Source organism: Flavobacterium limi (genome assembly GCF_010645075.1).
GTDB lineage: Bacteria > Bacteroidota > Bacteroidia > Flavobacteriales > Flavobacteriaceae > Flavobacterium > Flavobacterium limi.
Genome location: NZ_JAADZV010000009.1, coordinates 259441 through 267048 on the forward strand (window position 1 = coordinate 259441; position 7608 = coordinate 267048).

General features: G+C 32.4%; 9 protein-coding genes. All 9 read left to right on the forward strand.

The genetic code is table 11. The annotated features are described in order from the left end of the window. Positions 1-196 precede the first annotated feature (196 nt). The 9 genes from GXM16_RS18230 to GXM16_RS18270 all read left to right on the forward strand — a co-directional run bounded on the left by GXM16_RS18230 (position 197) and on the right by GXM16_RS18270 (position 7560). Positions 197-1003, forward strand: coding sequence for a phytanoyl-CoA dioxygenase family protein (locus tag GXM16_RS18230; RefSeq protein WP_163395929.1), 807 nt, complete (start codon positions 197-199; stop codon positions 1001-1003). A 154-nt stretch (positions 1004-1157) separates the two neighbouring features. Further along, on the forward strand, positions 1158-1844 hold the full coding sequence (locus tag GXM16_RS18235; protein ID WP_163395930.1) for a CDP-alcohol phosphatidyltransferase family protein: 687 nt from the start codon (positions 1158-1160) through the stop codon (positions 1842-1844). Between the two features lies 1 nt (position 1845). After that, entirely contained in the window at positions 1846-2277 is a 432-nt protein-coding gene (locus GXM16_RS18240; RefSeq protein WP_163395931.1) for a GtrA family protein, read from the forward strand. Positions 2278-2520: 243 nt separating this feature from the next. Beyond that, positions 2521-3099: a DUF4833 domain-containing protein gene (locus GXM16_RS18245; protein ID WP_163395932.1), complete on the forward strand. Its 579-nt coding sequence runs from the start codon at positions 2521-2523 to the stop codon at positions 3097-3099. Positions 3100-3340: 241 nt separating this feature from the next. After that, positions 3341-3511: a hypothetical protein gene (locus GXM16_RS18250; RefSeq protein ID WP_163395933.1), complete on the forward strand. Its 171-nt coding sequence runs from the start codon at positions 3341-3343 to the stop codon at positions 3509-3511. Between the two features lie 185 nt (positions 3512-3696). Beyond that, a complete protein-coding gene (locus GXM16_RS18255; RefSeq protein ID WP_163395934.1) occupies positions 3697-3999 on the forward strand; it encodes a hypothetical protein in 303 nt (100 codons plus the stop codon). Between the two features lie 230 nt (positions 4000-4229). Then, the gene (locus GXM16_RS18260; protein ID WP_163395935.1) at positions 4230-5504 is read left to right on the forward strand and encodes an NHL domain-containing protein; all 1275 of its coding nucleotides are present in this window, start codon (positions 4230-4232) and stop codon (positions 5502-5504) included. Positions 5505-5770: 266 nt separating this feature from the next. Continuing rightward, entirely contained in the window at positions 5771-7024 is a 1254-nt protein-coding gene (locus GXM16_RS18265; RefSeq protein WP_163395936.1) for a tyrosine-type recombinase/integrase, read from the forward strand. Beyond that, positions 7021-7560, forward strand: coding sequence for a hypothetical protein (locus tag GXM16_RS18270; protein WP_163395937.1), 540 nt, complete (start codon positions 7021-7023; stop codon positions 7558-7560). Before GXM16_RS18265 ends, GXM16_RS18270 begins: the two co-directional genes overlap by 4 nt. Positions 7561-7608 lie beyond the last annotated feature (48 nt).

Sequence of the window (7608 nt, forward strand, 5' to 3'; positions counted from 1 at the left end):
AATCATTTCAAATGAAAAATTATATTACATTTGCAATGTCCACTAATTCGATAGAACATGTATAATAAAAGAAATACGTTTAATTTTTATAAAAGCCGAATGCACGCAATGATGCGAATGTGCTGCTGTTGTTGCTGCTGCTAAACTTTTATATAAAATTTCAAACTTATTATTTCAATTATTAAATATATTTATCATGGTATCTTCATATAAAACATTCACCCTGGGTAATCAATTGACTGACGAGCAAATCAACTTTTTTAACCAACATGGTTTTATCCACTTCAAAAAATTCATAAATCCGGAAACTGTTTCATCAATCATTGATGCCTCAAAAGAAGTGCAGCAAAAATGGATTGATAATGACCTTCAAAAAGTAAATGGTGTTCCCATTAAATACGGAAAAGATTTGGACGGATCTCTTATCGTACAGCGTTTTGCTTTTATCAATCAGCACCACCAAACCTTAAGCGGTCTCTTACTTGACCCAAGATTTAATGGTTTACTACCATTGGCAGGTGATGGCGCAAGATTAGGTACTGAAGAAAAAGACGGAATGGTTTTCAATCATTATATCAATGGACCGGAAAGTAAGTTTGCAAAAATGGGCTGGCATACAGACGGTTTGAGAGATATTTTTTATGGTGCAAAATTAAACCCGATGTTAAATGTGGGGATCCACTTAAGCACTCTGAAACCCGGAAACGGCGGCCTTAAAATCATTCCGGGTACCCACAAGCAAAGTATTTATCAGATGCTTTTTCGTAAAAAATACTTTTTAGATCATAAAGCCGATCCGGAGGAAATTTCAATCAATCCGGAAGCCGGAGATTTAACCATTCACGATGGCCGTTTGTGGCACAGAGTAGCAGAATCATCTGTTCGTGGCGAAGAAAGCAGACGAAGAGTTATTTACATTCCAATCATAGCTGGAAAATACGCTCCTAAAGACGAGAACAGCCCAACGGTTTTTTATCAACGTTTTGCGGGTATTGTTAAATAATTATGCTGTTTATTATCGCATTTAGTTATCTGGTTAGATCAGGTAAGCTAAAACGTACCTCTGATTTTTTTAAAAATACCCAAAGAAAAATAAAATTAAAAATTGTAAAACTGGAGCTGGCTATAGTATCTGGCTTGCAAATATTGAGCAATTAATGGTGAAAGAAACACAGATTGAAGGCAATACAGCAATTGTGCAAAGGACATTTTCAGACCGCAAGCGAACTAATATCCTAAAAAGTGCAGAACAGGCAACGATTGTATTTTTACTTCCAAAAGTACCTAAATTCATTTCGCCAAACTTACTTACTGTAATGGGTACACTTGGTTCGGGATTAATATTTCTAGCTTTTATTTTAGGTACTTATGTAACAAACTGGTATTTGCTTTTGGGCAATATCGGTTTGATTATAAATTGGTTAGGCGATTCTTTAGATGGAAGACTTGCTTATTACAGAAATATTCCACGCCGTTGGTATGGTTTTGCACTCGACATTATTGCTGACTGGATTGGTATTGTACTTATAGGATTTGGCTATTATATTTATGCTGAAAATGGCACACAAATAATAGCCTTTGCTTTTGTCGCATTGTATGGCTGGTCAATCATCATCAGCCAGTTGCGCTACAAAATCACGAATGAATACAGTATCGATTCCGGCTTCGTAGGTCCAACAGAACTTCGATTTATTATTGCATTCATTTTGATTACAGAAGTTTTATATCAGGGATCTATTACCTATTTGGCCGGCTTAATTACTATTATCCTTTTTATAATCAATACCATAGACAGCATAAAACTTTTAAAGTTGGGCGATTTAAGAGATCAAAAGCAAGACTGATATGTTCAGGAAAAAAGCCATTTACACTTTTCTGCAAGCACAAATTGCGGCATTTTTAGGTGGTATAACCGATTATGGTTTAATGATTGTATTCACAGAAGTATTAAAATTACATTTTACCTTTTCCATTCTAATCTCCGGAACCGTTGGTGCCATTATTAATTTCAGCATCAATAGATTTTGGGTATTTAAAAATCAATCCGGTTATAGCAGTCCCATCAATAATCAGCTTTTTAAATTTACATTGGTTGTATTGGGAAGCATTACCTTAAAATCAGTTGGCACGCTTATTTTTCAAAAAGTATTTCAAGTTGATTATAGAATCGGAAGATTGATCACGGATCTATTTGTTTCTTATGGTTTTAATTATCCACTGATTAAAAATTGGGTTTTTAAAGTAAATGAAAAACACAACATAATCGAATCAAATTAGTATATAATAACCTGTTAAGTATAATTACTTCGTCTGGTCGCTTCTTACTCGTCGTGTTTTTTCTATAACACATACAAACATAGATTTTTATATCTAAAAGCAGAAAACAAAAAGAAATTAGTTTCTAACACATAGCCGACTAAATTTGTTTAAACAAGTGAAACGTCTTTTTTAAACGCTCTAAACCTATGCTTCTATGCGTTAAAATAATTACGCCCTAAAGTAACACATAAACATTTCATTATGAACAAATTATCATTTAAATATTTTACAAAATCACTAACCGTTATAACGATCTTAGTAACTATAACTTCCGAAAATTTATCGGCACAATCCAAAAATCCATCGCCATTACATTTTCCAACGCCTAAAAACATAGATAATATGCTTTTTTACATTCAGCGTGACCCTAATACAAACACAGCTATCTATGCCCTAAACTATCAGGAAAATGGAAAAATAGACAAAAAAAATCCCATAAAAGCGTATTGGATTCGATATGCTGAGAAAGGAGAAAAAAAAGATTTTAGTTATATCCAACGCAAATTTGCATACGGAATAGAAAGTAAAGCCTTAAATAGTGAAGACTTTGAACTTCAGTTTGTATCCTATAAAAAGTTACCCTTAACCTTGAAAAAGTTAGATTCAGATCAACAATACCATGTTTTTGTAAATGTAAACCAGAAAAAAATACAGGTAGAAAAAATATTTGTGCGGATTGAAGGAGGTTCTTTTTGGTTACCGAATGTAAAATATGTCGAAGTTACCGGAATTGATGTTTCTTCAAATAAGATAATTGCTGAAAGGATATTGTTAAAATAAGTTATTATATACTTGCCAAAGAATGCACTTCTTCATTTAAAGCTTTACAAAACGGAAAAGATAAAGAAAAAACAAAAGTAAGTTTTTTTCATATTTTATTCAGTAAATAATTACATTTGCTTTGTATTTATATTTAGAAACTTTGTTAATCATGTGTATGATTACGGCTTTTTAAACTAACGGAAGATATAAAGTTCACAAAAAATACTTATTCAAAATCTTCAATTAACATTAAATAAAAATGAAACAAAGAAGAATATTTCTAATTGTATGTACAGCTGTACTTTTTAATTTTGGCAATTCTCAAAATCCTGTAAAGAAAAAACTAGGTGTGATTTTTAATATAAATGGTCCTTACAGAATCACCAGACAAGCGGTCCCTAATACAATTGAAAAATCAAACGTTTTTTAGACAAGAAGGATTTGTTTTATGGCGCTTACAGGTTTTTAGATACCGGAAAAGGAAATCCAACTGAAAGAATAGTTAATGCCTATTTAAAAAATTTAGATTCTTTAAAACTTGAAATTACGCAAGTCAAAGACACAATTAGTGAGGAGAATTCCCCTAATTACATTGCCGATTTGAAAAACTTAAAAATGAAATACAATATAGACTATTTGCTTGTTGTTTATGGTCAGTTTGGAATAGAATTTGAAAAAGTAGGTGTTTTTAACGGAGATAAAAGAACAAATATTTTTTTAAATAATGTTTTTATAAATTTAGAAACAAATGAGGTAGTTTCAAATTTTAATGTTGGAAATATTAGCAATATTAAAAAGAAAAATATACTTAGCCCTCCTAATTATCCAAATATTGACCTAAGTATGAATAACCTTTTAAATGACAAAGTATTACCCGAAATTGAAAGGAAAATTAAACGCAAAATAGTTATTCCTTGAGAAATAAAAATGTAACAAGCACGGAATTGAGCTTTTTCAAACAGTCATTTTATATCCATAAAGTTCTGATATTTCATCCTTCATGTGAATGACGAATATGAAGATACCGCGCTTTCCGAAGTGTTCTCATGAAAAGCTAGCCTTTAGACTTCTAACTTTTAGAAGCAAATTGACAAGAACAATGAAAGTAAAATAGTAAATACAAAATATAATAAATTAAGTTTGCACCAATGAAAAAACAATTATTTAAACTAGCATTAGCTATTTTAACAAGCCAAATCAACAACGCACAAACAGTAAGCTCCTTTGCAGGATCGGGAAACACCGGCAGTACAGATGCTACTGGTACAGCAGCAAGTTTTAATATTCCTTATGGAGTTGCCGTGGATGCTTCGGACAATGTCTATGTGGTAGACACAGGTAATCATAAAATAAGAAAGATTAGTCCAACCGGAATAGTAAGTACCTTTGCAGGATCAGGCTCACAAGGCAGTATCGATGCTGCTGGTACAGCAGCAAGTTTTTACTATCCCACTGGAGTTGCCCTGGATGCTTCGGACAATGTCTATGTGGCAGACCAAAGTAATCATACAATACGAAAAATTACACCTGCGGGAGCAGTAAGCACCTTTGCAGGATCGGGAAACACTGGCAATACCAATGCTACTGGCACAGCAGCTAGTTTCAATAGACCCGCTGGAATTGCCGTGGATGCTTCGGGCAACGTGTATGTAGCAGACCAAGGTAATCATAAAATACGAAAAATTACTTCAGCGGGAGTTGTAAGTACTTTTGCAGGATCAGGTTCTCAAGGTAGTATCGATGCTACTGGTACGGCAGCAAGTTTTTATCATCCCACTGGAGTTGCCCTGGATGCTTCGGGCAATCTGTATGTAGCCGACCAATTTAATCATAGAATCCGAAAAATTACTCCGGCAGGAGTAGTAAGTACCTTGGCAGGGTCAGGCACTGATGGCAATACCGATGCTACTGGTACGGCAGCAAGTTTTAGCTACCCTATAGGAGTTGCTGTAGATGCTTCGGGCAATGTGTATGTCGGGGACCAAAATAATAATAAGGTACGAAAAATTACCCCTGCAGGAGTAGTAAGCACCTTGGCAGGTTCAGGAGTTGCTGGCAATATTGATGCTGTTGGCCTGGCAGCAAGTTTTAATTATCCCTCTGGAGTTGCTGTTGATGCTTCGGGCAATGTTTATGTGGCAGACTATAGTAATAATAAAATACGAAAAATTGGTTCAACACTTTCTACCGAAGATTTTGATGCTAAAAATCCAATAACTATTTATCCAAACCCTGTAAAAGAGGTCTTGAATGTTGCAGTAGAAAACCTAAAACAAATTGAAATTTTTACACTTCTAGGTCAAAAAGTAGCAAGTAGCAACCAATCGTTTATTGAAACCGCCGGACTTCAGCTAGGTACTTATATTGTTATGATAACAGATACTAATAACAACAACAAATCGATAAAGATAGTTAAGGAGTAAGTTTTTTTGTTTATAGTTTGTCTTCTATCAAGTTGCTGTACATAAAAAACCTTACATTTACATTATCAAAAATAAAAAAAGCCTGTAAACAAAAAGTTTACAGGCTTTTTTTGTGGAGTCGCCGGCTATTGACCTAACTATATCCGATTAGATTTTTAATAATTGATTATCAATAAATTACGTTAATTTTAAAGAAATTATTATATTTGTTTTGGTTGTATTTATATAACTAAATATAACTTTTTTGTCAACTAAATTGTCAACTGATGAAATACACTTTCAATTTAAAAGAACCTAAAATTGATAAAGAAACTTTGATTTTATTTTCCTGTTACTTTAAGACAGAAAACAAAAAATTTGTCTTTTCGACGGGCGAAAAAATACTTCCTGAAAATTGGGATTTTGAAAATAGACTTCCTTTTATAAATGGCAAAAAGAAATCAAAATTTGCTCAGAGTATAAAGCTTCAATTGAATCGTTATTCTGATTTATTTTTAGAAACAGAAAGTCTATATAAACGAATAAATGAACCATTTACATCGAAGAATTTAAAAAAAATATTTGATGAACAGTTTAAAAAAGCTCCAGCTGGCAAAAATTTATTTTTTAACGCTTATGATCAATTTACCGCAGAAAAAGTGAGTGGGAAAGAATGGTCAGAATCGACAATAAAACGATATAAAAATATCAGAAATATACTTGAAAATTTTCAAACTGCCAGAAAGTTTAAATTAACCTTTAGTAAAATAGACCATGCTTTTCATCGCGAACTTACGTCTTATTGCATGGATGATCTGAAGCACATTAACAATACATACGCCAGGAATCTAGGGCTTTTTAAAACCTTTATGTTTTGGGCAAAAAAAAACAAATTTACATACAATGACAACTTTGTTGAATTCAAAAAAGTTGAAAGAGTAATAACAAATCAGATAGCATTAACCATTGATGATCTGAATAATTTAATGCAATTTGAATTTGAAAGTTTAAAACTCGAAAAAGTTCGTGATGTTTTTGTTTTTGCTTGTGTAACTGGCATGCGTTTCGGTGAGTTATCATTGATAAGAAGAAGTAACGTCACAAATGAGTCTATTCTACTTAAAGAAGATAAAGATGAAACTAAAGAAACGAGAGAGATACCATTAACCAGTATTTCGAGATATATTTTACTTAAGTATGACTATAAGCTTCCATTGATAGCCAATCAAAAGCAAAACAAATATATAAAGGACGTATTTGAGGTAATGAAATACAATAGTAAAGTCCAAAAGGTGACCACAAAAGGAAAAGAAAATATTAAGCAAGAAATGTTTTTTTACGATAGAATTAGTACTCATACTGCCAGAAGAACTTTTATTACTATGATGAAAAGACAAGGCAAAAGTGATAAATTGATAGCATCGATAACTGGACACAATGATATGAAAACGTTGAATCAATATTATCAAATAAGTGAACCTGAGAAAAAGGAAGCTATGGATGAAGTTTTTAATGTGGATTTAAAATTAAAAACTGTATGAAATGGAAAAAGAAGATAGAAAAAAAAGACCAGTCAAAGCCTTCCGATCACGCTCACATTCCTCAAAAAAAGAGAAAGCAACCAAGAACGGGTATCATTATTTCTATTATGGTTGGCTTATTTTTAATTGCCTTTTTCTTTCTTGATAGTCAATTTTATGTAGCAAAAGGCATTTACAAAATAGTAGTTGTCGGCATTATTGTTGCTGCACTAATAATAGGTATTTTATATTTTAAACTTTTATTCACTGAAGAAGCAAACATGGAAATAGAGTTTGCAAATAATACCGAGATACTTGAGAAAAATTTCAAGTCACTATTTAAGGAAAATAAATTTGAAAGATTCAAAGAGTCTGCAATAAAATCAGGACTAATTTCAGAAGAAGGAAAATGGATATTTAGTAAAAGAAAGAGAGATTATTCCATTTTAATTGGCAAACTAATAGAATTAAAAATTGTAGATGATAAAAATTTAAAATTATTACATAAATCAACTGAAGAGTATTTAATGGAAAAACCGGTCAATTTGACCACCTAATTCCGGAGTAAATTGACCACGCGTTCCGTAGCAAAGTGACCACCTGAT